This window comes from Streptomyces sp. NPDC085927 (assembly GCF_044540975.1).
In the GTDB taxonomy this organism is placed as follows: Bacteria; Actinomycetota; Actinomycetes; order Streptomycetales; family Streptomycetaceae; genus Streptomyces; species Streptomyces hirsutus.
Genome location: NZ_JBITSN010000021.1, coordinates 59,569 through 85,239, shown reverse-complemented (window position 1 = coordinate 85,239; position 25,671 = coordinate 59,569). Strand labels below are relative to the sequence as shown.

Genomic DNA, 25,671 nt, shown 5'->3' with positions numbered 1-25,671 from the left:
GGGTCATGTCAGCCGTGCAGTCCGCACTCGGTCTTGCCGCGGCCCGCCCAGCGGCCGGCGCGGGCGTCCTCACCCTCCCGCACCCGCCGGGTGCACGGAACACGGCGGAATACATGCCACGCCTCGGACTCCAGCTGGTCCAGGTGGCCTTCGGACGGGCTGGCGTACGGATGCCCGCGGTCGTCGGCGTACGGCACCTTCATGGGGAACCCCGGTGCTGGGGTGTGCGAAGCCAAAGGGGCTACAGCGCACACCACTCCCGGAGCGCGGTGTCCAGCACCGTCCGTGCCTGCCGGAACTCCGCGCCGTCGATGCGTTCGTCAGGGGTGTGGTCGAGTTTCGCGTCCCCGGGGCCATAGGCGACCATGGGCACCCCGTGCCAGGTGGTGGCGAGGGTGTTCATGTCACTACTGCCCTTCTTGAGGAGGAAGCGCGGTTTCACGCCCACGGTGCCGAAGGCGCGCTGGAAGGCTCTCACCAGGGGAGCCGAGCGTCCGACGGCCGCCCCGGGGACGGCCCGCAGGACCTCCAGCCGCACCGGTTCGGCGACCCGCTCCCGCAGGCGGGCGAGCAGCTCGTCCGGGGCGTGGCCGGGGGGCACCCGGACGTCCACGACGGCCTCCCCCTCCTGTACGTCGCCCTGGTTCACGGCCCGCACCCCCAGGACCGCGGTCAGAGCCTCCGGGTACAGCCGCTCGACTTCCTCACGCACTGCGCGCAGGGCGTCCACCATGCGGTCGCCCGCGGTGCGGACCCCCTTGCCGGCCGTGTGCCCGGTGGGCTCGGACATCTCCAGACGCACCTTCACCAGCCCGTAGTAGCCGATCGTCAGGGCCGCCGCACCGCTCGGCTCCCCGATGACGACCGCGTCGGCCGGGTAGTGGTCGCGGACGTGGAACGCCCCGAGCGCCGTGACCTCCTCCTGGACCGCTCCTACGACACGCACCTGCACATCACCGGGGAGATCCGCGTCCCGCAAGGTCTGCAGGAACGCCACCAGGCTTGCCTTGGCGTCGACACAGCCCCGACCGGTGAGTACGTCCCCGTCCCAGCGAACCGGCCAGCGGTGCGGGACGGTGTCGAGGTGCCCCAGCAGCAGCAGTCGGCGCGGTCCCGAACCACGGGTGGCCACCAGGTTGCCCGCACTGTCGATCTCCGCTTTGAGACCGTTCTCGGAGCACCAATCCGCCAGGAACTCCGCCAGTTCCTGCTCGTCCCTGGAGACGGAGGAGACCTCCACCGCGCGGGAGAGCAGCTCCAGGTCGGGAGTCGGAGCCGGAGTCCGCCAGAACCGCGTGGCACGGGAGGTCGACAGAGTGTGCGGCCCGGTGATGGCGACGTCGCAGGTTCCCCGGAGAGCGATCTCCGCCGCCCGCACCTTCTGCCGCATCCGGCCGCGCGCGTAGCGTTGTCCTTCCCCGGGCAGCAGGTGGCGCAGTGTGCTGGTGGGGTCGCCCAGGTCGTCGAGCAGGCCCATGGTGCCCGTGACCAGGCGCAGGTGATCGGCGTCCAGTGCCTTGGCGGCCTCGGCGGCCAGGACGTCGGCGTCCACGTTCAGCACGGTGCCGCCCGTGAGGTCGGCGACGGGTGGGGAGATGCACACCACGTCGAACGCGTTGAGCAGGAGCGTCAGCCGATCCAGGTCCACCTCGCGGACGGTGCCCGAGCGGTGGTCCCGGACCACCCGCGTCCTGCCGTTCCCCCTCACCCGCAGCGGGCCGTTGGGGCTGGCCCTGACCAGGGAGCCCGTGCGTGCCACCGCGGTGAAGACCGACATACCGCGTGCGGTCAGCTCCCGCTCGACGAGCGGGAGCGTGACCTGTTCGTACGCCGCGACGATGTGCTGCATCTCGTCGGGCGGGCAGTACCGGATCTCCTCGCCGCCCCGCAGGGTCAGCGTGCGGATCTCCCGGCCGATGCGGTTGTAGTGCTCGACCACGCCGGCAGCGCCGCCCGCGACCACCAGCAGCCGGGCGCCCCGCTGCCTGAGCATGTGTATCTCGTCGAACACCCTGCTGTGTGCAAGGCTCGCGCTCCCCACCTTGATCACGTGAAGCGCGGAGTCGCGGGAACTTGCCACCTCTCCCAGTGCAGCCATGCACGGGCTCCTTGTCTGTGTGCGTCCACACGAGTCGCCGCACGGGTGGACGGGCAAACGGGCAGGCGTCGTGGTTACTGTGCGCGGTGGCGCTCGCGCCCTTGCTCAGCCGATGCCGCGGGTATTGCCTCCGTCTGCCACCAGCACGCTGCCGGTGACGAACGAGGCCTGCTCACTGGCGAGGAACGACACGAGGGAACCGAGGTCCTCCGCCCGGCCTATGCGTCCCAGCGGGATCTCCATGGCGACTTCGGCGAGCCGCTCCTCCACCTGGGAGCCGTACTGCTCGTCCAGGATGGGGGTCCGGTGGAAACCGGGTGCCAGGACGTTCACGGTCACGCCGGCGGAGCCGAAGTGGTGCACCAGCCCCTTGACGAGACCGAGCACGCCGAGCCGCGCCACCGAGGAGAGCCCGCTGCCGGGGTGGGGCTGCCGTACCGACTCGGAGGTGATCATGACGATGCGGCCCCATGCGGCCTCGATGAGGTGGGGGGCCGCCGCCAGGGACAGCGACACATGGGGCAACAGGTTGTCGTTCACCGCCTGCCGGTACTCGGGGACGGTGAAGTCCCCCACCGGGCCGAACGGCACGCCCCCGGAGTTGGTCACCACGATGTGCAGGGCGCCGAACTCCTCGACCGTACGCTCCACCCAGGCCACGGCGGCGTCCTCGTCGCGGAGGTCCACCACGGTGCTGAGCACACGCCCCTTGCCGCAGGCATCGATCTCTGCGTGGGCGCGGGCGAGCCGGTCGGGGTCCCTGCCGCAGACGGAGACGTCCGCGCCTTCCGCCGCGAGGATTCGGGCGATGGCCAGTCCGAGACCACTGCTCGAGGCTGCGACCAGGGCGGCACGGCCTCCCAATCCAAGATCCACAGTGCGTTTCCTCCCTTCGATCGTTACGGCCGGCCGGGCAGCAGTGGATAGCCGTACAGGGCGAGCAAGGGGGCCGCGGCGGTGGTGGCGGCGGCGATGTCCCGGGCGGACAGTTGCGTGCGCCAGCGCTCGTCGGGACGGACGAGGGTCGGGCCGTGCTGCAGACGGTCGGGATTACCGGTGACGGTGTGGTTGCCGCCGAGCACGACCTTCCCCGATCCGTCGACGGGCGGATCGTCGTCGAGGCCGGCGAAGCGCATGACCTCGGAGACCGTCTCCCGGGGGCGGCTGCACAGGTCCTCATGGCGTACCCGCAGGAAACGGCCGACGGCAGCCTTTTCCATCAGAGCCGAGGCGGCGTTGAAGGCCGTCCAGTAGGCGCTGCTGCGCGCTGGGCTCATCGGGTCGATGTACTCCTTGGCGCGGCGGTACGACAGTGCTGTCGCCCGCGGGTCCCGCACGATGTGCAGGATCCGCACGTCGAGGTCGGAACGCCCCAGCAGCGCGGCGGCCTCCGCCGGGCACTTGGAGCTGTCGACGGTCAGACGTTCGCTGCCTCGTCCGCCGAGCAGCCGGTAGATCTCCACCGTGCGGTCCAGCAACTCCGTCACGCCCGGGGCCGGCCAAGCCGTCCCCCTGGTCTCGGCCAGCCGCGCCGGTGTGTGCCTGGTCCGCAGCAGCGCGCGTTGCAGCATGGCCGTGCGGCGGGCGGTCGCCTCCATGTCGGTGACATCGAGGTCCCTCAGCACCCTGGACCACAAGGGGCAGTCGGTCAGGCTCAGCCCGCAGCCGCAGGACGAGTTGGTGCCTGTGCGGAGGACTCCGTTCTGCCACAGGTAGTGCAGCTCGCCGACGTGCTGCACCCCCGGCAGCTCCTGAAGGATGTTGCCCAGCAGCGTGCTGCCGCTGCGCATCCAGCCCGTTATGTAAAGAACGCGTGGAACACCGGTTGTCATCGCGGGGCATGTCCTTCCTGGCCTCGTCGGGTGAGGCCGTCAGTTGTGTGACAACAGCAGGAAGTGCTGCGGCAGATGCACCGCGAGGCCGATCCGAGTCGTGGCCTCGACCGTGTCGCAGCCTCCGGGGCCGGCCCCCCGACGCAGGGAGATCGAGGCGACATCCGGTATGAGCAGCGTGACTGCGGCCTTGAAGTCGCCCAACAGGACCTGGTCCCTGGGGATCATCCGGGTGCGGGAGACGGTGACCCCCGCTGATCCGAGCAGGCCGAGGACACCGTTATGGAGCAACTGCCAGTAGGCGGCCGGGTGGACGACCATGCCGTCACACGACCCACCGGTCTCCTCCACCTCCGCAGCGGCGGACATGAGCGATTCGGCGAGGTCCGTGCCGAGGGGGCCCCGCCGGCTGTCGGGCAGGGAGAGCAGGCCCGGGATCTTCTTGTCCTGGCTGCCGTGCAGCAGCGTCTCGTTCTCGACGACGGAGAGCCGGACGAGAACGCGGTAGTCGATGAACGACGCCAGCAGGGAGGGCCGGTCGAGCAGCCCGTCGGGCAGCGGCACGGAGACGGACAGGTCCGTCAGCTCGGCCTCCTCCAGTCGCGGGACGTAGGAGCCCTCGGGCGTGCTCCGGTAGGACGTCCCCGATGCGTTGAACCGGGCGGTCGGCGGCTCGTGGACGTAGGGCACGTCGCCGTCGAGCACGGATGCGGTTTTCAGCAGATGCCGCACGGCGTACCGCGGACGGGTGGCGAAGAGCGGAAAGACCGCCGGTAGGTGGGCCTGGAGTGGTGTGACGCAGTCCTCGACGGGGTCCGTGCCGCGTACAGCCCAGGCGAACTCCTCACCGGGACTGCGTCTGCGCAGCCCCGGGTCCGCGAGCGGTACCTGAATTCCCTGCTGGACCGCGGTATGGGCGGCAACTCCCTGCATGGCGACTCCTCACCCTTTGCTTGGGGCATGGGAAGGTCTCTCGGATGACCGAGAGTAAGGCTTTCCCGTGAGAATGAGACGGCGCGTCCGATGCAGGTGTTTATGGCCCGCATAACCCGCCGTTATGTCGAAGCCGGCGATAAGAAGCGGCTGATGGGGTCGAAAACCGTACGTGCCGGAAGGGATGACGCCTTGTCGAGGACCTTCTTCCCGGCCGGAGTCGGCCCATGGCCGTGACGAGCACTCCTGCCGACGTCCGGGCCGACGGACACGTCCGCACCTTCGGTGCCGAACACAGCGCCTTTACAAGGGAGTCGAACGTCCCGACTCCAGTGGTGGTGTCGTACGCGCGCATCCACGTCACGCGGACCCGCCGCCCGCGAACTGTCCGGCGTCGCGCTGGACCGAGTGGTGGCCGGACTCCCCTCGGCGTCTCCGACGCCCCCAAGCCATGCAGGGGGTCACCGGATTCCCAGGACCGTACGACAGCTCGTCCGGCCGGAACCCGTCAAAGCTGTCAAGGCAGGCAGCTCGTTCCGGCGTCGTGCCGGGCCCGGAGGCCGGCGGCTCCCGCAGAACCGCGGAGAGCGTAACGGGGGGCACCTCGCCCACTTGGGGCCGGAGGCCGCGGCAGACCTCCGTGCCGGGTCCGCCGGGTGTCCGCGGCCGGCCGGATACGGGCAGGACAGCGGGGTCCGGGATTCCGGGGCAATGTGAGAATGTACGGGAGGCGCTGTGCATTCCTCATGCCCGGGTCGTGGCTCAGAACGGTGGGAACCGGCGGTTTCGCGTCATAGGGTCGGCCCATCCGAGGCTCTCCGGCGCAACTCAAGCCGAAGCGGGGAGCAGGTGAGTGGCAGACCTTTCATGGATGTGAGTGGATCATGCACCATGACCTGCAGATCAACAGGCTGCGAGCTTTGGTCACCGTAGTGGAATCTGGGGGGTTCCGAAGAGCTGCGGAGGCCCTGCACATCACCCAACCTGCTGTGTCCCAACAGATTCGCCAGCTCAGCAGTCTCATCAAGGGGCCCATCTTCACCTCGACGGGGCGCAATCTGCGGCTCAGTCCGCAAGGTGAGGAGCTCCTCGGTTACGCGCGCCGGATCGTGGCCCTCAACGATGAAGCCGTCAGCCGCTTCGTGCCTCCTTCCGGCAACGTGCGGCTCTCCATCGGAGTCGTCAACCATCTGGTGGAGGTCCTGCCCGAGTTCCTTCGACTGATGGTCAGGAGGATGCCCCAGGTGCAGGTAAGCGTCCACACGGGGCTCAGCGAGTCGCTGGAGAACCAGGTGGCCACGGGGCAGCTCGATCTGGCGCTGCTGCTCCAAGCGCGTCCTCATCGGGTCGGCACCATCAGCCGGGAACTGGGGCATATACACATGGACTGGTTCGGGCAGCCGGCCCATGGGGAAAGGGCCGCACTGCCGCTCAGCCTCTTCATCGAACCGTGCGCTCTGCGAGGTCGCATCATCGAGGCGCTGGACGCCTTCTCCGTGCCCTGGCGCGTCTCCTACGAGGGAGCGGAGTTCGTCGGGCTGCGCGCTGCGGCGAAGGCCGGCCTCGGGATGGCGTGCCTGATCGCCAACGGCGACGAGTTGTGGGGGCTGCCCCGGGCGGTCAGGCCCGGACTGCCGACCCCGCCCGGCCCCCTGCCCGTCACCATGGCTCTTTCCGCCGGCGCGGTGTCGTCGGGGCTTCCGGCAGTCATGGAGTCGTTCTTCCGGCAGGCGTTGCGGGGGTATCCGTTCGTCGAGGCCGGGACCGGACGGGCGGTCGGGCTCCCCGTCGCCGTATGAGAGCGTGCCTCACGTGGGGGGCTCGGGTCGGTTTCCTGTAGCAGGTCGGTGCCGCTGTGAGGCCGGGCGGAGCCAGGAGGCCGGCCGCTCGATTTTCCAGCGGTGCCGACGGGCGCTTCCAGCGGCGCCGGTCCAGGCGTTCACTGGATTCGATGCCGGGCCGAGCGATGCGGGGGACGATGCCGCGCCTACGCGGCCACTTCCGGTGCTCGGCGGAGTGGTGCGCCTTGTCCGCGTGGGGGCTTGCCCGCGGCGGTGCCGGTGCCGGCACCGCCGCGAACGGATCGCGGGGATGCCCGGGACCAGCGGCAGCAGAGCCTGGCTGGTGTGGGCGTTCGAGCTGGACACACCGGGCGTCACGGGTAAGCCCTGAGCCCCGGACGGCACGTGCGGCTCGCTGCCCTCCTTGCCCGGTCGGCCGGATCGCACCCGGTCAGTGCCCCTCATCACCGCCCGCTGTCGACGTCCCCACAGCGCCGGGTCTGTCCATCTGTCCATACGGAGACCCGGCGGCGCGTGGTGGCAGGAGCGACGCCGAACACCTCGGGAGGATGCCGCCACGCGCATCCGCCGGTCAGTGCGGACACAACAGCGGTGATCACAGCCCACTCGTCGCACGGCGCCGTGCCGCCCCTGCAGACGCGACACGAACGCATGTGAGGCAGGCTCTGAAGCTCAGGGAGAAGAGCGATCAGAAGTGCTTATCGGGGAGGACCGAATTTCGCACTACGGTGTTGTGGTGCTCGGCGTCCGAGCGCGGGTCAAGTCCTCGGGCAGGTGGAGGAAGATCCCCCCACAACCAGGAGATTCAATGCAGCCTGACGCGATCGTGGATCTGGAAGAATTAGCGGAAAAGGAGGGTGTGGACGCCGGAACAGACCCCTACCACCTCTACGCACGGCTGCGTGAGAAGGGACCGGTCCACCGTGTTCGGGTTCCTGTCACCAAGGACGAATGCTGGCTGGTGGTCGGTCCTGAGGAGGCCCGCGCCGCGCTCGTGGACCGGCGTCTGAGCAACGACGTCACTCTCTCGGCCGTGTGGAAGGACGACGGTAGTCTCGCCATCGGTCGCAACATGCTGCAGGTCGACGAAGTCCGTCACGCCCGGCTGCGCAAGCTCATCGCCAGGGAGTTCACCGCCCGCAGGGTCCAGTCCCTGCGCCCGCGCATCCAGGAAATCACCGACGGCCTCGTCGAAGCGGTGGCCTCGGCGAAGCGGGCGGACCTTGTCGCCGACTTCGCCATCCCCCTCACTCTCACCGTCATCTGCGAGCTGATGGGGGTGGCGGAGGAGGACCGCGGGAACTTCCACGCCTGGTCCGAGGAAATCCTGAAGCCGCGGAGCCCCCGGTCCGCGGGGGAGGCGCTCCAGGCCGTCACCGGGTTCTTCGCGGAGCTCATCGACGGGGCGCGCCGCCGCGAGGACGGCGACGACCTGCTGACGGCGCTGGTCCGTACGAACGACGAGGACGGCGACCGTCTCTCCGACGACGAACTGCTCGGTATGGTCTTCCTCCTGTTCGTGGCCGGGCACGAGACGACCGCCAGCTTGATCACCAGTGGCGTCCTCTCCCTGCTCCGCCATCCGGAGCAGCTCGGCGCCCTGCGCGCAGACTGGTCGGCTCTCGACGGGGCGATCGAGGAGATGCTGCGTCACGGGGCGCCCGTGCAGGCCACGGCGTTCCGCTTCGCAGTGGAGCCGATCACCGTCGCGGGCACTGTCATTCCGGCGGGCGACCCGGTTCTGGTCAGTCTGGGGGCGGTGAGCCGGGTCCCGGAGCAGTGCCCGTACCCGGACCGGTTCCGCATCCACCGCCCGCACGCCGAGGCGCGGAGTCATCTGGCCTTCGGCCACGGAGCGCACCATTGTATCGGCGCGCCCCTGGCACGGCTGGAGGCCTCGATCGCGATCCGCACTCTTCTGGAACGATGCCCCGGCCTGCGCCTGGCGGACGGGGCGGAGCCGGTGGAGGAAGTGGTATGGCGACCCAACGCGATGCTGCGCAGGCCGGACAGTCTCGAGGTCGTGCCCGCCTGACGCTCGTGCCCGGCCGGGCGGCGGCGGCCCTCCGCCTCCCCCGGCGCGGAGGGCGACGGGGGCAGCCGTACGGCGCGAAGGGAACGGCCCGGCGCGCCGTACGGCTGCCCCCGAGTAAGAAGCCCTCGACCTGCAGCAGGGTGGCCACCATGTCGTGCCCGACGCGGTGCCCCTGCCGGCACAACTCCGCGGCCAGGGCCCGGGTGGACTCCACCGTCCACCCGGGCAGTGCCTCCGGATCTCTCCGCTGGTCCGGCTCGACCAGTTCCAGCAGGGCCGGCACCGGCCCAGGACCGGCGTCCCGCAGCCGCTCGCGCCCACCGCCCGAACCCGGCCATCGGGCTCCTTGCCCCGCTCCAGCTCACGCAGCCCGCGGGCACCGTGGACGCCGGCGCTCCCGCAGCCTCGGCCACCGTGCGAACTCCACCCCGCCCCCGCACCCGGGCCGCAGCCCCCGCACCAACCGCAGCTCATCCGGATGCGGCAACAGCGGTCCGAACGCCTCCGCCGGCCCCGCATCCCACGAGCCGACAGCACTTTCAAACCGAGGAGCCGTATTTCGACAGCTCCCCGTCCTGTTCCTCCGGGTGGAAACCCGAGCCACGTGCCGAAGGGACGGAGGCTCTGCTCGCGGCACAGCCTATTTGCCCGGCGGCCGGCCGCACCGGGCGGAGAGATAGGTAATTCTTATCCCGTAATTCATTGTTCGTGATCGGCGCGATCCTGTGCCTGTCGTTCCGGGACCGGGAAGCATCACAGCATCCGGAAACCTGTGGTTGTGCTTTTTCATAGCGATTTGCACTCGACCTGATTAGAGCGCTTTATTGGCGTTGTGACCGAAAAGCCGTCTACCTTTTCCCCTGGTGGATTCGACATGCGAGGAGGGATGAGACATGCAAAAGGTGATGGACGGACCTGCGTGCCCTGAGTGTGCGGCGCAGGTGGCGATTGCCGAGGACGCCAGGCTCAACGAGATCGTGGAATGCATCGACTGCCGGAGCGAATTGGAGATCACCTCGCTGGAGCCAAAGGTGCTGAACCTCGCCCCGGAAGTCGAGGAGGACTGGGGGGAATAGCGGGCAGGAGGCTGCTGAGATGGGTTCGGACAGACGTTCCCTCGTCGTGCTCGCTTCACGAGTGCGCTACGAGGAGAAGCGCATCATGGCCGCGCTCGAACGGCGCGGTGCCGGCTACGAGTACGTGGATCCGCGGACACTGTTCACCAGGGCCGGTGTCACCAGGCCCGGGCCGGAACTGGTTCTCAACCGCGAGGTCGGGCACTTCCGGGCCCTCTACGCCGCGGACGCGCTGGAGGCGGCGGGGGCGACCGTCGTGAACAGCGCTGCCGCCACCCGCGTCAGCGGCGACAAGTGGCACACATCGACGGCGCTGCTGGAGCGGGGGATCCCCACGCCCACCACAGCGCTGGCGATGACCTCCGAGGCGGCGCTGGACGCCCTGGAGGAGATCGGCTACCCAGCTGTGATCAAACCGCTCGTCGGGTCTTGGGGACGCCTCGTGACCAGGGTCACCGGGCGGGAGATGGCCGTGGCAGTGCTCGAGCACATCGAGGCTCTCCCCTCGCCCCAGTCGCACGTGATCTACGTACAGGAACTGGTGCGGAAGGCGGACCGCGACCTCCGCGTGCTCGTCGTGGGCGGGAAAGCGCTCGGGGCGACGTACCGACACGGGAACGAGTGGCGCACCAACGTGGCGCGGGGCGCTGTGAGTAAGCCCTGCCCGCTCCACCCCCGTCACACGCGGCTGGCGGTCGCGGCCGCCGCCGCGGTCGGGGCGGACATCGCGGGCGTCGACCTCATCGAAGACAGGGACGGACGGCTTACCGTGCTCGAAGTCAATGACAGAGTCGAGTTCAGGGGCCTGCAGGAGGCCCATGGCGCGGCGATCGACGTGGCGGACGCCGTCGCGGCACATCTGATCGCGGTGACAGCGGCGTGATACGCGTGGGCATCGTGGGTGCAGCCGGCTACATCGGCGGAGAACTGCTGAGGCTGCTCATCGGCCACCCGGAGGCAGAGGTGGCCGCCGCCACCTCACGCAGTCTGCGCGGCCGTCCGGTGGACGGCGTCCACCCGAACCTGCGGGGGCGGGCCGGGCTGCGTTTCTGCGGCGAGGACCAACTCGACTACTACGACGTGCTCTTCCTGGCCACACCGCACCGGCAAACGATGCGCCGGATGCCGGAGTTCCTCGGCATGGCCACAACAGTCATCGACCTCTCGGGCGACTTCCGGCTCCGCGACCCGGGCGCCTACGAGTACTACTACGGGGTGGCGCACGAGGCCACCGAGCTCCTGGACACCTTCGTGCCGGGACTGCCGGAGTTCCACCGGGACCGGCTGCGGGCGGCCGACCGGATCAGCGTGCCGGGCTGCATGGCGACGGCGGGGCTGCTCTCCCTCGTCCCGCTGGCGGAGGCGGGGCTGATCGAGGAGAGCGTGACGGTGGACGCCAGGACCGGGTCCAGCGGTTCGGGCGCCAGGGTCGGCCCGGAGAACTCGCATGCCGAACGCAGCGGTGCGCTCAGGGTCTTCGCCCCCACCAAGCACCGGCACGAGGCGGAGATAGCGCAGGCGACCGGACTCGGCGTCACCATGACGGCGACCGGTGTGGAGGCCGTGAGGGGCGTTCAGCTGCTGGGCAGGGCCCGCCTGGCGGAAGGCGTCGGCGAGCTGGACATCCGGTCCGCGTACCGGTCGCGGTTCGCCGGCGAGCCGTTCGTCAGGGTGGTCGCCCACCGCCGCGGTCTGCACCGCTTCCCGGACGCGAAGATCGTGTCGGGTTCCAACTTCTGCGACGTCGGTTTCGCCATGGAGGACGGCGCGACGCACGTGACAGTCATCGCAGCCCTGGACAACCTCGTCAAGGGCGGTGCCGGCAATGCCGTGCAGTGCATGAACGTCCGGTTCGACATGCCGGAGGACCGGGGCCTCGAGTTCACCGGCCTGCACCCGAACTGACCGGAGAAAGGAACAGGCATGAGCATCCCTTCCGCCCTGCGCAGTGGGATTCTGCCAAGTGACGACACCGAACTGGTCCGGGTGACGAGCCGGATCAGGGAGCACATCGTGAACATGTGCGCCACCCCCGAGGGCGGGCACCTCGGGGGGTCCATGTCCCTCGTCGAGATCCTCACCAGTCTGTACTTCCGGGTCTTGCGCGTTCACCCGGAGTTCCCCGGCGCGCCCGACCGGGACGTCCTGCTGCTGAGCAAGGGGCATGGGGGTATCGCCCTCTACGCGACCCTGTGCGAGGCCGGCTTCTTCCCCAGGGAGCGGCTCTCCGAGTACGGGAAGCCCGGCAGTCCCTTCATGGCCCACCCCCACCCCGAGGTCCCCGGGGTGGAGATGGCCTCGGGCTCGCTCGGGCACGGCCTGGCCCAGGGCATCGGCCACGCGCTCGCGGCCAGGCTCGACCGCTCCGACCGCCGTTGCTTCGTGGTCATGGGCGACGGGGAAATCCAAGAGGGGTCGGTGTGGGAGGCGGCCGCCGTGGCCTCGCACCACCGGCTGGACCGTTTGACGGCCGTCGTGGACCGCAACCGCCTGCAGATCACCGGCGAGACGAGCGCCGTCTGCGGCCTGGAACCGCTGGTCGACAGGTGGAGTGCCTTCGGCTGGCACGTCCGGGAGGTGGACGGCCACGATCTCGACGCCCTCACCGCGGCTCTGAGCGTCCCGCCGGAGCCGGGCCGTCCCACCCTCGTCCTCGCGCACACGGTCAAGGGCAGGGGCCTGCCCCACGTCGAGGGCCAGACACGCAGTCACTACGCGAAGCTGGGCGAGCGGCAGCACAGGCGCGCTCTGGCCGCCCTCCGCTCTGCTGCCCGGGGAGAGGCACGATGACCGCCGCCGCGACACCGTCCTCGCGCGAGGTCTACCGCGACACGGCCGTCCGGTTGCTGCCCGACGATGAGCGGCTGGTCTGCCTGGACAGTGACACCGGGCTGTTCAACGGCATCGACTTCGGGACGGCCGCGGACCGGTACATCAACGTGGGCATCGCCGAGCACACGCTCATGGGCGTGGCCGCGGGGCTGGCCCGCGAGGGACGTGTTCCGCTGGTCAACACCATGGCGGCCTTCGCCGCGTCGCGCGCCCTGGAGGCGGTCAAGGTCGACATCGCGCTGAACGGCCTGCCGGTCCGCATCGCCGCCACGCACTCCGGGGTGTCGGCCGGCCACCTCGGGCCCACGCACCACGCGCTGGAGGACCTGGCGGTGATGCGGACCCTGCCCAACATGACGGTCGTCGTACCAGCGGACGCGGCCACGACGGAGACCCTGTTCCGCCAGGCCCTGGAGGTGCCCGGTCCCGTCTACCTCAGACTGGGCCGCAACGCCACACCCGATCTCCCCCCGGGCCCTCCCGTACGGCTGGGGAAGGCCCAGTGGCTGCGCCGGGGCAGCGACATCACCCTCGCCGCCTGCGGCCCCCTGCCGGTGCTCGCCGCGCTCGCGGCCGCGGACCTGCTGGAGCAGGACGGCGTCACGGCGTCCGTCCTGCACGTGCACACCGTCAAGCCTTTGGACACCGAGGCGCTGGCGGAGGCCGCGAACACTTCCCTGGCCGTCATCACGGTGGAGGAGCACTGGGGAGCCGGCGGGTTCGGCTCCGCCGTCACCGAGGCGCTGTGCGACATCGCGCCCGTCAGGGTGCACCGGGTGGCGATGCCGGACGCCTTCGTGTCGGTCGCGGGCGGCCAGCAGTACCTCGCCCGCCGAAGCGGCATCACTCCCCAGGCCATCGCCGAGAAGGCAGCGGCCGTCCTCGGCTCGACACGGAGGAGCAGACCATGACGACAGCTTTCCGGGACGCCGGATGGCACCGTGACGAAACCATCCTCGACGATCTGCGGCGCGCGGTCGCCCGCACTCCGGACAAGGCGGCGCTCGTCTGCCACCGGGCGGACGGAGGGGAGACGGTGACGTACGCCGAGCTGTCCCGGCTCGTCGACCGGCTCGCGATGGGTCTGCTGCGCCTCGGAGTGCAGCGCGGTGACGTGGTGACCCTCCAACTACCGAACTCCTGGCAGCTGGTGGCCCTCTGTCTGGCGTGCGCGCGGATCGGGGCCGCGGCCGGCCCGGTGGTGCCGATCATGAGACGGCGCGAGGTCGAGTTCATGACCCGACTCACCGGCAGCCCGGTGTACATCGCCGCGGCCGAGTTCCGCGGTTTCTCCTACGCCGAGATGAGCAGGGAGGTCGCCGCCGCGGTGCCGACCCTGCGCCACCGCGTGCTGCTCGGCGGCGACGACACCGACGCACTCGACTTCGACCGGGACCTCCTCGGGCAGGAACCGGGCGGTGCCGATCTCGACACCATCGAGGCCGGTCCGGACGACATCGCGCAGGTGATGTTCACCTCCGGGACGACGGGAGAGCCGAAGGGGGTGATGCACAGCCACAACACTCTGTACGCGATGAACAGGGTGCAGGCGCAGGTGCTGGACCTGTCGGACGCGGACGTCACGGCGATGGGATCGCCGACCACGCACCAGGCCGGCTACACCTGGAACTTCGTGATGCCGCTGATGCTCGGTGCGACTGCCGTCCACGTCGACGAGTGGAACCCCGACCGCATGCTGGACATCCTCCAGGAACAGCGAGTCACCTTCTTCATGGGCGCTCCCACGTTCCTCTCCGACCTCATCGACGCTCAGCGGGCCGGGCCGCGGGACCTGAGGGCACTGAGGAGCTTCGCCACCGGCAGCGCGCCGATCGCACCGGTGCTGGTGGAAAGGGCCCGCGAAGTCCTCGGCTGCCGGGTGTACGCCCTGTGGGGCATGACGGAGAACGGCTGTGTCACCATCACCCGTCCCGAACAGCCGCCCATGCGGGCGGCCGAGAGCGACGGCACGGTGGTGCCCGGCATGGAGACCCGGATCGTCGACCGTGAGCGTCGCCGGCCGGTGAAGCCGGGCGATGCAGGACTGCTGGAGGTCCGCGGCGCGAGCCAGTGCCTGGGCTACTTCCGCCGCCCCGAGACCTACGCGGCCTGCCTCACCGAGGACGGCTGGTTCGACACGGGAGATCTGGCACGGGACGACGGCTGGGGCGGCATCCGGATCGCGGGCAGGGTGAAGGACGTCATCATGCGCGGCGCGGAGAACGTGCCCGTCACGGAGGTGGAAGCGGCACTGCTGCGGCACGAGGCCGTCAAGGACGTCGCGGTCGTCGGTTTTCCGGACCAGCGTCTGGGCGAGCGCGCCTGCGCGGCCCTCGTGGTGTCGGGTACGCCGCCGACCCTCGACGACATCCGAGCCCACCTCGACGGCCTGGGCATGGCCAAGCAGTACTGGCCGGAACGGCTGGAGATCATGAGCGAGCTGCCGCGGACGCCCTCCGGAAAGATACAGAAATTCGCCCTGCGCGAACGACTCAAGGCCTAGGACGGGACGATGGACTTCGCATTCAACGCCGATCAGAACGAACTCGCCAAGAGGACGAGCGCCTTCGCGGCCGAGAAGATCGCACCGCACCGGCATGGCAGCGACGTCCGGGGCTCCTACCGTCCCGGCCTGCTCTCCGACCTGGCCGCGGAGGGACTTTTCGCGCTGCGGATTCCCGAGGACCACGGAGGCCGTGGACTCGACACCGTGAGCACCGGGATCGTCCTGGAGGAGCTGGCCGCGACGGACCTGTCGGTGTGCTTCCCCGTCCTCAATGCCGCCCTCGTCGGCGGTGTGCTGGAGGCGAACGGCACACCGAAACAACTGGCCCGCTGGCTGCCGCCGATCGCCCGGGGCGAGTCCGTGCTCGCGCTCGCGCTCACCGAGCCGGACCACGGTACGGACGCCGCGAACATCGGGCTGCGTGCCGAACGCCGCGGCGACCGGTGGGTGCTGGCCGGCGAGAAGACGTCGATCATGACCGCCGCCTACGCCACTCACGCTCTGGTCTTCGCACGCACCGGAGAGCCCGGCGCACGCGGCATCACGGCGTTCTACGTCTGCCTGGACGACGAGCGGGTGAGCAGGGAGACCCTGTCGGATCTCGGCTGCAGGTCCGGCGGGCGCGGCAGGATCGTCTTCGACGGCCTGACCGTCGCGGCCGACGACGTGGTCGGGGCGATGGGGGCCGGATTCGTGGAGGTCATGCGGGGCTTCGGGATCTCCCGGGCACTGATCGCTCTGATGGCGATCGCGGTGGGGAGGGCGGCGCTCGACGAGGCGATCGCGCACGCCGGTCGGCGAGAGGCGTTCGGCCGACCGATCGGGCGGTTCCAGTCGGTCGCCTTCCCGCTGGTGGAGCATGCGACGCTGCTCCACGCGGCACGGCTGGTCTCGTACGAGGCACTGTGCCTGGCGGACGCCGGCCAGGACCCGCGCATCTCCGCCAACATGGCCAAGTGGTGGGCCCCCAAGGCGGCGGTGGAAGCCACGCACCAGGCCCTGCTGACGCTGGGGCACCTTGGCTGGAGCGAGGAGGGGCCCGTGGCGCAGAGGCTCAGGGACGTCATCGGCCTCCAGTTGGCGGACGGGACGGCAGCGGCCACCAAACTCACCGTCGCCCGCCGCCTGCTCGGTCGGGAGAACGCCCCCTGAGAGGTCGTTCCTTCCGGATGGCAGGTCGGCCGTGGCCGGGTGGATCACGGCTTCGAAGCGGGCGGGCCGGGTCTCGTAGGCGCAGGCGGGTGGCGGCGGAACACCCGCCTGCCGAGCGTACGCTCCACGCCCCCGGCGGGGCAGCGACGTGATTTCCCGCTGGTCGGGCGGGCGTTGGACGGTCTCCAGGTCGATGTCCAGCGTCGTGCGTGCTCGGCGCGGTGCCGGTGGTGACTGCCGTCGCCCCATGCCGTGCCTGTCGTGGGCGGGCACCTGGTCGAACAGGGTGTGTCAGCAACGGAGTCCTGGCCGCCGACCATGGTGACCGGCATGGCGAGCGGGAGGCCGGCGATGACGACGCTGTGCTCGCGGGCCGCGGTCTTCTGCCGGCCTCCCTGCCTCCATGCCCTGCCCGGAAGGCGGAGACGCCGGTGGAGGCCTTGATGCTCCGGGAATCCAGCCGCATACGGACGGCTCCGCAGCACGCCGGTGGGCTGAGCGAACGCGGCCGTCCCGTTGCCGTGTGGCGAAGTGGCCGTAGTCCGTTTCTCAGGGCGGGAAGTCGTGCGGCGGGCAGAGCCGCTCACCGGTCCCGCCTGGACACGGCGCTCCCGAGAGGCGCAGAAGGAAGCGGGCATCAGGGTCCACGAACTCCCGGCCCCCGGGCGGAGAGCCGGGCGAAGCGGACCGGGACGTCACGCCCTGGTCTGCTTCGCCCGGCGGTACGTCTGCATCTTCGACCGCGTCCCGCACACTGCCATGGAGCACCAACGGCTCCCGCGGTTGCGCGACCGGTCGTAGAACGCCCACTCGCACCGATGCTCCCTGCAGGCCTTGAGCCGTTCCCAGGTGCCGTCGTAGACGGACTGCACGACGGACGCCAGGACGGCGGCCATGACCCCGCGCACGTCGTTCATGGCCGGCCTGATCTCCATCCGCCCCGCGGGACCGTCGAACGCCGCCACCACCGGACAGTCCCGCGCGATGTGCTCGACCGTGGCACGCGCCCGGGGATCGGGCTCTGCGCCGTTGTTCTCGCGCAGGAGGGACCGCAGCCCCTCCCTCAGCAACACGGCCGTGCGGCGGTCCAGCTCATCCGGATCGGCCTGTAGCCGGGGGAAACCGTTGTGCTCCATCCAGGAGTGGAACCCCTCGGCTGTCGCGAACTCGTCGGGTCCGAACTCCACGTTGACGCTGTTGACGAAGTCCTGGACCAGGGCGAGCCTCCCCGGAGCCACCGCCCGGTCCCCGGGTTGCCGCACATCCACGCGTCGCTGCACGTCACCCACCATACCGGCGTCAGTACTTCAGTGGTCGTCAAGTGGACGGGTATGCGCCGTCTCACCGCCGAGTGCCCGGTCCACCAGGACCCCCGCACCCCCCGTGCAGGAGGCCGCGCGCGACAGCTCCGCCAGCGTCGGCCCGTCCAGGTGGAGGGAGACCTCCGGATGGTCGGCCAGGATGGCCACCAGTGACCGTCCGGTCTCCTCACACACGAGCGAAGCCTCGGTCAGCAGCTCCTTGGCCCTGGCTCTGCCAAGGGCAGGGGTCAGGACGGCGGCGATCCGCTCGCCGGCCACGCGGCCGTTCGTCGCCCCGAGGTTGAGGAACATCCGCTCCGGGCGCACCACCAGGCCCTCGGCGAGCTCCACCGCCGTGTGCGCGGCGCCTCCGGCCAGGCGCAGGCACTCCCGCAGCAGCAGCCATTCGGCGTGCCAGGCCCCCGCGGACCGTTCATCCTCCGACACCAGAGCGCGGGCCAGGCCGGCGGCCAGGGACGGCACCTGCAGGGCCGCGGCGCGGATCATCGTGGACAGGACGGGGTTGCGCTTGTGGGGCATGGCCGAGGAGACGCCGCGCCCCGCCACCGCGGGCTCGCCGACCTCGGCGACCTCGGTCCGCGCCAGGGACTGCACGTCGACGGCCACCTTGCCCAGCGCGCCCGTCACGAAGGTCAGGACACCGGCCAGATCCGCCTGCGGGGTGCGCAGCGCGTGCCAGGGGAGCGCCGTGCGGGCGAGGCCCGTCTCCGCAGCGTACGCGTCGACCAGAGCCTCCAGATAGACGCCCGGGTCGGCAAGGCCGCCGCCGGCGGACGCCCCGCCGGGCGCGGCATGCTCCAGATAGCCGGCCATGGTGCCGGCCGATCCGCCCAGTGAGACCGGCAGTCCCCGCTCCAGCACGTCGTCCACGCGGCGGTGGGCGTCCAGCACCAGCTGCCGCCAGCCCGCGGCCTTGAGGCCGAACGTCGTGGGCACGGCGTGGAGCGCGAGCGTCCGCCCGGCCATCGGAGTGTTGCGGTGCTCCGCCGACAGCTTCGCGAGGGCTCCGGCCGTGCGCTCCAGATCGGCCCGGACGATCCGCAGGACGCGGGCCGAGACCAACATGGCGCCGGTGTCGAGTATGTCCTGACTCGTCGAGCCGTAGTGGACGAACTCGGCCGCCCGCGGATCCTCCTCGGCCACCAGCCGGGTCAGGGCCCGTACCAGGGGGACGACCGGGTTGGCAGTCTCGCGTGCGGCCACGGCGATCTCACGCGGGTCGATCCGCTCCGATCGGGCTGCGGAGGTGATGGCCCGGGCCGCCGCCGGGGGCAGGCTTCCCACGCGGGCCTGGGCGCGGGCCAGGGCGGCCTCGGCATCGAGCATCGCCTGCAGCCAGGCCCGGTCGCACACGGCGACCTCGACGGGAGTCCCGGCCCGTACGGGTGACAGCAGCCCCGTGTCGGACATGGTCATACGATCACTCCGTTCACTTTCGCGTCGCAGGACGCGCGGGAGGTGCTCCGGAACCGCGAGGAGATCCGGCCGGTGGCCGGCAGGGCGAGCACCGCGCGGGCGATGGAGTCGGCGTCGGCGAGGGTCACCGAGTCGACGCCGGGACGCGCGCCCGCAGCCGTCACCCAGTGCACCGACTCGGTGGGCACGCCGTACGCGAAGCGGCGCGGATGCGCGGTGCCCTGACCGTCGATCACCCGGTACGGCCGTTCGGTAACGGCAAGGCCGCCGGTCTCGTACCAGCCGCCCCGCTCGTCGGGCATACGGTACGGTGCGACGCGGTCGGTGCTGAGCAGGTGCCGCAGCAGAGGGTCCTCCGTGCGTGGCAGGTCGGGCTCCGGCAGCCGGGCCTCGATCAGGACTCTGGAGCGCACCGGCGGCCCGGGGACCTCGGTCGATTCTGCCGCGAAGGAGGGCGCCTCGGAGTCGAGGCGTATACAGGTTCCGGGCCCGGTGAGGGTCAGCAGACCGGCCCTGATCAGCGCCATCGCCTGCTCGACGCGGACAGCGGGTGGCCCGATGGACAGGAAGGCGTTCAGGGGGGTGTACCAGCCCCGTAGTTCGGCGCGGTACGAGTCGCCCTCCAGGCCGCCGTGGTCGACGGCGAGGCGAATCTCGTTGCGCAGGTCCCGCAGGACGTCGAGAGCGGCTTTGAGCGGACCGTCGACATTGCCCAGGGCGGCTTCGGCCACGTCTCGCTCCAGGTACTCGAGCAGCCATGCCTGGAAGTCCTCGCGATCGGTGAACACCCGGTCCGCGCAGGGACGTTCGAGGCGTTCCCAGTCCCAGCGGGTGGCGGGCTCGATGCCGTGGGCGTCGAGCACCGGGCCGGGATCGCCCTGGAGGCACGCCGCCTGGAAAGCAGGGACGAACGCCGCGCACCCGGCCTCCCGGCCGCGCTGCCGCAGCAGCGCGGTGTAGTAGACGGTCTCGACCTCGCAGGAGATCAGCGGCCACACGTCCCTCGAGAAGCGCAGCGGGCGGCCACGCTCGGTGGCACGTCGCCGCAGCATGGCGACGCGTTCCGGCGACAGCAGGACGGGGACGTGCCGGCCGTGGGCGCCCTTCTGGTTCTCTCCCCGGGCGTGGTGGGGGACGCCGCGCCGGGAAGCGGCGTACAACATCGGTTCCTGGCCCGACGGCAGGTAGGACAGCCGACCGTCCGGCTCCCGAACGAAGCGGCCGCCGCGCCCGGTGGTGAGCAGTGCCATGTGGTCGAAGAAGTTCAGGCCGAGGCCCCGCAGCAGGACGTTCTCGCCGGGCTCGATCCCGCTCAGGTCCAGGTCCGCCGGATTCGCCGGGAGGAAGTAGAGCAGGTGGTGGATGCGGGCCAGGCTGGCGACCCGGGCCTCCCGGGGCCCCGGGGCGGCCGGCGTATGACCGAGGCTGAGCACCACCGCGTCGAGGTCGTGCAACCGGGTGCCGTCCTCCAGGCGTACGCCCTGAGGCCCGCCCTGGAAGCCGTGCGTGTCGGCCAGGGCAACCGCCCGCGAGCCGTGCACCCGCACGGTGACGTGGTCCGGGGCGCCCGCGACCACCCGCTCGAAAGCGGAGCGCAGGTAGCAGCCGTAGAAGGCCCGCGTGGGGTACGAGTCGGGCAGCAGGGAACGGGCCTCGGCCAGCGTGTGCTCGTCGTGGCCGCCCGATCCACCGGAACGCACCAGGGATTGGGCCCAGTCGCACAGGGAGGGGCCGGGCTCGACCGGCCCGGCGATACGGCAGCTCGCGTCGGTGTAGACGGTGATCTGCGACGCCACGGTGTTCATCAGCAGGTGCCGGGACTGGTCGCTGCGCCAGACCGCCCCTGCCCCCGCGGGGGCGGGGTCGGCGACGTGCACGACGACCTCCCCGTGCGAGGGTGCGGCTCGCTCGTTGGCGCACAGCCGCTCCAACACGGACAGTCCGCGCGGGCCCGCTCCCACGAGGCAGACGACGAGCCGGTCGTCGGTCATAGGGTGGCTCCCGCGCGGTCGGCTCCGGAGACGCGGAAACCGTGCATCCACGCCACGTGGTCCTGCAACGCCCGCTGCGGCAGGGCGGACAGCATCGTGTTCCTGTCCCGTGCCGCCGCGCCGGCGGGGTGCCACAGCCGGATGCTGTCGCGCGCGGCGAGCTGGATCCGCGCGGTGCGGTCGCGGCGTACCCGCGCGTACTCGGCCAGCAGCCCGGGGAGCGACGCTTCCCCGGCACCGTCCAGCAGTGCGCCCAAGGTGACGGCGTCCTCCATCGCCTGGCAGGCTCCCTGGGCCGCGTAGTGCAGCATCGGGTGGGCGGCGTCGCCGAGCAGCGCCACCCGTCCGTCGGTCCAGGTGCCGACGGGGTCCCGGTCGACGAGTGTCCAGGTCTTCCAGTCCCGGCCCAGCTCCAGCAGCCGCAGGGCGGTCCGGCCGAGCGCACCGAACTCGTGCCGCACCCGGTCCCGGCCGACCGGGACCGAGGTGACGGGCTCGGTGGTCCCGTCATCGCTGCTGGCGGCCAGGTTGAGATGACTCCCGCCCGCGATCGGATAGTGCACGAGGTGGCAGCCGGGGCCCGCCCACCAGACCACCGACCGCTCGAACCGCAGATCCTCGGGAACCTCGTTCATGGGGATGACCGCCCGGTAGACGGTGATGCCGGAGACACGCGGTTCACCGTCACCGAGGAGCCGGCGGCGGACGGCTGAACGGATGCCGTCGGCACCGATCAGCGCATCACCGGTCATCATCCTGCCGTCCGTGAGCCTGGCCGAGACGCGATGGTCCACCGTCCGGTAGCCGTCGACCGCCGAACCGCTGACCAGGGAGATGGAGCCGGAAGAGCGACAGGCTTCCAGCAACACGCTGTGGAGCTCGGCCCGGTGCACCACGACGTAGGGGCTCGCAAAGCGGTCCCGGTAGCCCTTGGTGAGTTCGAGGCTGGTCACATGCTCGCCGGTCACGCCGTCCATGAACCGGAGTTCGTCCATGTGTACGGCCGTGGCGCGGACCGCGTCGCCGACCCCCAGGGCGTCCAGGGCGTGCAGCCCGTTGGGAGCCAGCTGGATGCCGGCACCGATCTCGGCGAACCGGTCGGCCCGCTCCAGCACGACCGCGTGGTGTCCGCTGCCCGCCACGGCCAAGGCGGTGGCCAGGCCTCCGATGCCGCCGCCTGCGATGAGGACGACCGCCATCACGCCTCCCTGCTGCCGTCGGCCAGCATGCGGGCCAGCGTCAGACGCTTGATCTTGGTGGTGGCGGTCTGCGGGAGGTCCTCGATGCGCCACTGCACCGGATCGGCCATGGGGGGCAGAGACGCGGCCGCGGCACGCCATGAATCCAGATCGAGCGGTCTGCTGTCCCGCGTGCACACGACGGGCACGGCCGTGCCGGTCGGGCCCGGGACGATCACCACCTCAGCGAGTTGGTCGAGCTTGCCGAACAGGGTGTCCTCGGCCGCCAGGGTGGATCCGAACCCCTCGATGAGGTCGACCTCACGGTCCAGCAGGTGTATGCAGCCCCATTTGGTCCGGTAGCCGACATCGCCCATCCGCCACCAGCCGCCGGCGGAGACCTGGGCGTCGTAGCGCTGCTGCTCGCTCAAGTAGGTGACGATCCTGCCGTCGCTCCTGACCTCGATGTACCCGGGGTTCTCCGCAGACGGCGGTCGGTCGTTCCTGCTCACCACCCGGATCTCGGTCATGCCGGGGAACGGCCGTCCCACGCAGCGGCCGTCGGCGTCGGGCGCTCGTCCTCGGGTGAAGGCGCGCACGACGACGGGGCCGACCTCGCTCTGCCCGTACAACTGGCCGAAGAGGGGGAGCCTGCGGCGCGAGGCACCCAGCAGCCGCCGTACGGTCCGGGGGTGGACGGCGTCGAAGGTGGCGCTGAAGAGCTTCACGTTGGCCAGTGGTCGCCTCGGGTCGTCGGCCAGCGGCTCCCACTCCATCAGCGAGTTGGGGTGCGCCTCCAGAACGCCGGGACGCAGCCGCGCGAAGAGTTCGGCCGCCCGCTCCGGGTCGGAGTCGGAGAGAACGGCGATGGGGAAGCCGCGCAGCAACGAGATGGCCAGCGCGGTCATCAGCCGGGAGTGCACGAACGACACGTGGAGCGCAACGGTCTCGCGGCCAGGCAGCACACCGGCGACGGCGGCGGCCTGGGGCCGGTAGCGGGCCTGCAGAGTGCGGCTGGTGTGCACCGCGAGCTTGGGCACGCCCGTCGTCCCCGAGGTGTGAGTGATGAGAGCCGGGTGGTCGGGGGGCATGGTGATGGCGGGCACCCGCGGCGCACCGGCGAGTGTCGCCAACTCGACAGCGTCCTTGTGGCTTCCGGAGGTCAGGATGAGCCGCTCGATCCCCTCGGACACGGTCTCGGGCAGCGCGCTGAACCTGGCCGCATCGGTGATCAGGAACGGCCGTTCGGCACGGGCCATCAGCTCGGCCGCGGCGGCCTCGTCGAGCATCGGGGACAGCAGCACCGGCACGGCGCCGATCCGGGAAGCGGCGAAGGCCAGCAGGGTGATGTCGAATCCGTTGGACTTGTACACGACCACGCGGTCCCCCGGACGGACGCGCGCCGCCCAAAGCCGGGCCGCGAGGTCGTCCACCAGGTCGGCGACCTCGGGAATGGTGGCGCGGCGGCCCAGGGCGGGTGCGACGTCGAGGTCGTGGTCGAGTATCAGGACGTTCGCCGGGTGCCGGGCCGCCGCACGCTCGAGGAGCGTGCCCAGCCGGATTCCACGGTTTCCGATGCGCTGCAGGAGCATGGTCGGTCCTTCGTTCGGTCGAGCCGGCGGGAGAGGGCGGAGGCCGAGCCGGGGCGGGGGCGGCCCCCGCAAGGGATCAGCCCTCGCGGGTGGGGCCCTCGACGACGCGCTTGATGCGTTTCAGGGTGACCAGGAGGTCGAGGGCGAGCTTGTTGCTCCATTCGGCGAAGAACCGTTTCCGGGTCTCGTCGTCCATCTCCGCGGTGATGCCCTGGATTCCCTCGGTGGCCGAGCCCATACGGAAGCGGTGGGTCAGGGTGCTGCCGCCGTCGGCCGGTTCGATGTCGTAGGCCCAGACGCTGTCCTGCTTCACACCCGTGGAGTTGCGCATGGACCACTGGAAGGTGTGGCCCGGGTCGGCGGCGATCACCTCGCACTCGGTGAACCACGTGCCGCGCACCACCGGTGCCCAGGCGACCACGTCACCGCTGCGCAGGTTCTCGCCGCGGAAGACCGCCCCCACGGTGCCGGGAAGGCCGGAGCTCCATGAGCCACCCGTGCACTCCGGGCTCCACTCCCTGCTGCGCTCCATGTCGCTGACCAGGGCGTACACCTTCTCCGGAGGTGCCGTGACGTGCACACTGGCGGAAAGCTGGAACAGCGGTTCCTGCCCCGCGGATCCGGCTGACGCTGGGGAGGTGTCTCCCGCGGTGGTTGCCTTTGCCATGCTCTCCGGCCCTTTCTGTGAGGGATGGTGTCCTGCTGAGGTGCGGAGCGGTGCGGCCGACACGGGAGACCGCTACCACTGTTCCAGTTAAGCCGGTAGCGCATTCGAGAGGGTGGGGCAGTGATTAGAGCTTCTGCTCAAAGTGCGAAGCAGACGGGTCATCCGGGAGCGCCGGGGGATGCCACACTCGGGCCCATGCGTGCTGCCTACGTCGAACGGTTCGGCCCGCCGGAGGAGATCCGTTTCGGCGAGCTCTCCTGCCCCCGTCCAGGCCCCACCGACGTCCTCGTCGACGTCCTGGCGACGACAGTCAATCCGGTCGACACCTTCGTGCGGTCCGGACGGTTCCGCACCGACGTCGCCTTCCCCTTCGTGGTCGGCCGGGACCTGGTCGGGCGGGTTGCCCGGGCGGGCGAGGGCGCGGCGGGGTTCGCTCCCGGAGACCTGGTGTGGAGCAACAGCCTCGGACACGGCGGACGGCAGGGCGCCGCGGCCGAGCGGGCCGTCGTCGCATCCGACCGGCTCTACCACCTGCCCCCGGAGGCGGATCCGTACGAGGCGGTCGCCGTGTTCCACCCGGCGGCCACCGCATACCTGGCGCTGTTCACGCACGGGAACCTGCGCGCGGGTGAGACGGTCCTGGTGGAGGGGGCGGCCGGCAACGTCGGCAGCGCGCTGGTCACCCTGGCCGTCCGGGCCGGGGCCCGGGTCGTCGCGACGGCCGCCGCGAAGGACGCCGGCCACTGTCGTTCGCTCGGCGCCGGGCAGGTCCTCGACTACGCCGACCCGCATCTGGAGCAGCGCATCGTGCAGGCCGCACCGCACGGCGTCGATCTCCACCTGGACACCTCCGGCCGGAACGAGCTGGAGCGGGCCGTCTCTCTGCTCGCGCCCCGCGGCCGCGTCGTGTTGCTGGCCGGCGCCGGGACCCGGCCGGTGCTGCCGGCGGGCGACCTCTACATGAAGGACGGTTCGGTCCGCGGCTTTGTCATCTCCCACGCAACCTCAGCCGAACTCGCCGAGGCGGCGCGCGTCATCAACGGGCTGCTGGCCGCCAACCGGCTGCGGCCGCGGGAGGTGGTGAGCCGGCCGCTGGCGTCGGCCGGCGAGGCCCACCGGCAGATGGAGGAAGGCATGCTGCGGGGGAGACGCGTGGTGCTGCGCACAGAGATGGGTTGACCGGACGGCGCGGCCGGGGTCCCCACGTGGTCACGTGGAGACTCCCGGCCGCGCGGCATC

Annotated in this window: 20 protein-coding genes and 2 pseudogenes; 10 read left to right on the top strand and 12 right to left on the bottom strand. The window is 70.9% G+C overall.

Annotated elements, in window-relative coordinates:
* Positions 1-8: 8 nt before the first annotated feature.
* The 5 genes and pseudogenes from ACIF80_RS34250 to ACIF80_RS34230 form a co-directional block, all read right to left on the bottom strand.
* Positions 9-98: pseudogene (locus tag ACIF80_RS34250) on the bottom strand (phosphoadenylyl-sulfate reductase); the annotation flags it as partial.
* A gap of 143 nt (positions 99-241) precedes the next feature.
* Entirely contained in the window at positions 242-2,098 is a 1,857-nt protein-coding gene (locus ACIF80_RS34245; RefSeq protein ID WP_399812053.1) for a M20/M25/M40 family metallo-hydrolase, read from the bottom strand.
* A gap of 105 nt (positions 2,099-2,203) precedes the next feature.
* Positions 2,204-2,974, bottom strand: coding sequence for an SDR family NAD(P)-dependent oxidoreductase (locus tag ACIF80_RS34240; protein WP_399812050.1), 771 nt, complete (start codon positions 2,972-2,974; stop codon positions 2,204-2,206).
* A gap of 23 nt (positions 2,975-2,997) precedes the next feature.
* On the bottom strand, positions 2,998-3,930 hold the full coding sequence (locus ACIF80_RS34235; RefSeq protein WP_399812048.1) for a sulfotransferase: 933 nt from the start codon (positions 3,928-3,930) through the stop codon (positions 2,998-3,000).
* Between the two features lie 39 nt (positions 3,931-3,969).
* Positions 3,970-4,863, bottom strand: coding sequence for a family 3 encapsulin nanocompartment shell protein (locus tag ACIF80_RS34230; protein WP_399812046.1), 894 nt, complete (start codon positions 4,861-4,863; stop codon positions 3,970-3,972).
* A gap of 884 nt (positions 4,864-5,747) precedes the next feature.
* Here ACIF80_RS34230 and ACIF80_RS34225 point away from each other — a divergent pair.
* The gene (locus tag ACIF80_RS34225) at positions 5,748-6,662 is read left to right on the top strand and encodes a LysR family transcriptional regulator (protein WP_399812043.1); all 915 of its coding nucleotides are present in this window, start codon (positions 5,748-5,750) and stop codon (positions 6,660-6,662) included.
* An 811-nt stretch (positions 6,663-7,473) separates the two neighbouring features.
* Complete coding sequence (locus ACIF80_RS34220) at positions 7,474-8,700, top strand: cytochrome P450 (protein ID WP_399812040.1); 1,227 nt, start codon at positions 7,474-7,476, stop codon at positions 8,698-8,700.
* Positions 8,701-8,785: 85 nt separating this feature from the next.
* Here ACIF80_RS34220 and ACIF80_RS34215 read toward each other — a convergent pair.
* Positions 8,786-9,190: pseudogene (locus ACIF80_RS34215) on the bottom strand (ISAzo13 family transposase); the annotation flags it as partial.
* A gap of 403 nt (positions 9,191-9,593) precedes the next feature.
* Here ACIF80_RS34215 and lysW point away from each other — a divergent pair.
* The 7 genes from lysW to ACIF80_RS34180 are packed head-to-tail and all read left to right on the top strand — an operon-like array spanning position 9,594 to position 16,266.
* Positions 9,594-9,776: a lysine biosynthesis protein LysW gene (lysW, locus tag ACIF80_RS34210; protein WP_399812037.1), complete on the top strand. Its 183-nt coding sequence runs from the start codon at positions 9,594-9,596 to the stop codon at positions 9,774-9,776.
* Between the two features lie 19 nt (positions 9,777-9,795).
* Complete coding sequence (locus tag ACIF80_RS34205; protein WP_399812034.1) at positions 9,796-10,659, top strand: RimK family alpha-L-glutamate ligase; 864 nt, start codon at positions 9,796-9,798, stop codon at positions 10,657-10,659.
* Positions 10,656-11,681 (top strand): N-acetyl-gamma-glutamyl-phosphate reductase, encoded by a 1,026-nt coding sequence (gene argC, locus ACIF80_RS34200; RefSeq protein ID WP_399812031.1) that lies wholly within the window; start codon positions 10,656-10,658, stop codon positions 11,679-11,681. Before ACIF80_RS34205 ends, argC begins: the two co-directional genes overlap by 4 nt.
* Before the next feature lie 18 nt (positions 11,682-11,699).
* On the top strand, positions 11,700-12,566 hold the full coding sequence (locus ACIF80_RS34195; protein WP_399812028.1) for a transketolase: 867 nt from the start codon (positions 11,700-11,702) through the stop codon (positions 12,564-12,566).
* Positions 12,563-13,519, top strand: a complete 957-nt coding sequence (locus ACIF80_RS34190; RefSeq protein ID WP_399812025.1) for a transketolase family protein — start codon at positions 12,563-12,565, stop codon at positions 13,517-13,519. Before ACIF80_RS34195 ends, ACIF80_RS34190 begins: the two co-directional genes overlap by 4 nt.
* Positions 13,516-15,111, top strand: a complete 1,596-nt coding sequence (locus ACIF80_RS34185) for an AMP-binding protein (protein WP_399812022.1) — start codon at positions 13,516-13,518, stop codon at positions 15,109-15,111. Before ACIF80_RS34190 ends, ACIF80_RS34185 begins: the two co-directional genes overlap by 4 nt.
* 9 nt (positions 15,112-15,120) lie before the next feature.
* Positions 15,121-16,266 (top strand): acyl-CoA dehydrogenase family protein, encoded by a 1,146-nt coding sequence (locus ACIF80_RS34180; RefSeq protein ID WP_399812019.1) that lies wholly within the window; start codon positions 15,121-15,123, stop codon positions 16,264-16,266.
* A 695-nt stretch (positions 16,267-16,961) separates the two neighbouring features.
* On the opposite strand, the gene ACIF80_RS34175 is transcribed toward ACIF80_RS34180, so the two are convergent.
* The 6 genes from ACIF80_RS34175 to ACIF80_RS34150 form a co-directional block, all read right to left on the bottom strand.
* Positions 16,962-17,546: a CGNR zinc finger domain-containing protein gene (locus ACIF80_RS34175; protein WP_399812016.1), complete on the bottom strand. Its 585-nt coding sequence runs from the start codon at positions 17,544-17,546 to the stop codon at positions 16,962-16,964.
* A 27-nt stretch (positions 17,547-17,573) separates the two neighbouring features.
* Positions 17,574-19,004, bottom strand: coding sequence for an adenylosuccinate lyase family protein (locus tag ACIF80_RS34170; protein WP_399812015.1), 1,431 nt, complete (start codon positions 19,002-19,004; stop codon positions 17,574-17,576).
* Positions 19,001-20,995, bottom strand: a complete 1,995-nt coding sequence (locus ACIF80_RS34165; RefSeq protein ID WP_399812012.1) for an FAD/NAD(P)-binding protein — start codon at positions 20,993-20,995, stop codon at positions 19,001-19,003. Before ACIF80_RS34165 ends, ACIF80_RS34170 begins: the two co-directional genes overlap by 4 nt.
* Positions 20,992-22,194: an FAD-dependent monooxygenase gene (locus tag ACIF80_RS34160; protein ID WP_399812009.1), complete on the bottom strand. Its 1,203-nt coding sequence runs from the start codon at positions 22,192-22,194 to the stop codon at positions 20,992-20,994. Before ACIF80_RS34160 ends, ACIF80_RS34165 begins: the two co-directional genes overlap by 4 nt.
* The gene (locus tag ACIF80_RS34155; RefSeq protein ID WP_399812006.1) at positions 22,194-23,765 is read right to left on the bottom strand and encodes a class I adenylate-forming enzyme family protein; all 1,572 of its coding nucleotides are present in this window, start codon (positions 23,763-23,765) and stop codon (positions 22,194-22,196) included. Before ACIF80_RS34155 ends, ACIF80_RS34160 begins: the two co-directional genes overlap by 1 nt.
* Positions 23,766-23,841: 76 nt before the next feature.
* Positions 23,842-24,432, bottom strand: a complete 591-nt coding sequence (locus ACIF80_RS34150; RefSeq protein ID WP_399812004.1) for an SRPBCC family protein — start codon at positions 24,430-24,432, stop codon at positions 23,842-23,844.
* Between the two features lie 195 nt (positions 24,433-24,627).
* On the opposite strand from ACIF80_RS34150, the gene ACIF80_RS34145 reads away from it, so the two are divergent.
* Complete coding sequence (locus ACIF80_RS34145) at positions 24,628-25,611, top strand: NADPH:quinone reductase (RefSeq protein ID WP_399812001.1); 984 nt, start codon at positions 24,628-24,630, stop codon at positions 25,609-25,611.
* Positions 25,612-25,671 lie beyond the last annotated feature (60 nt).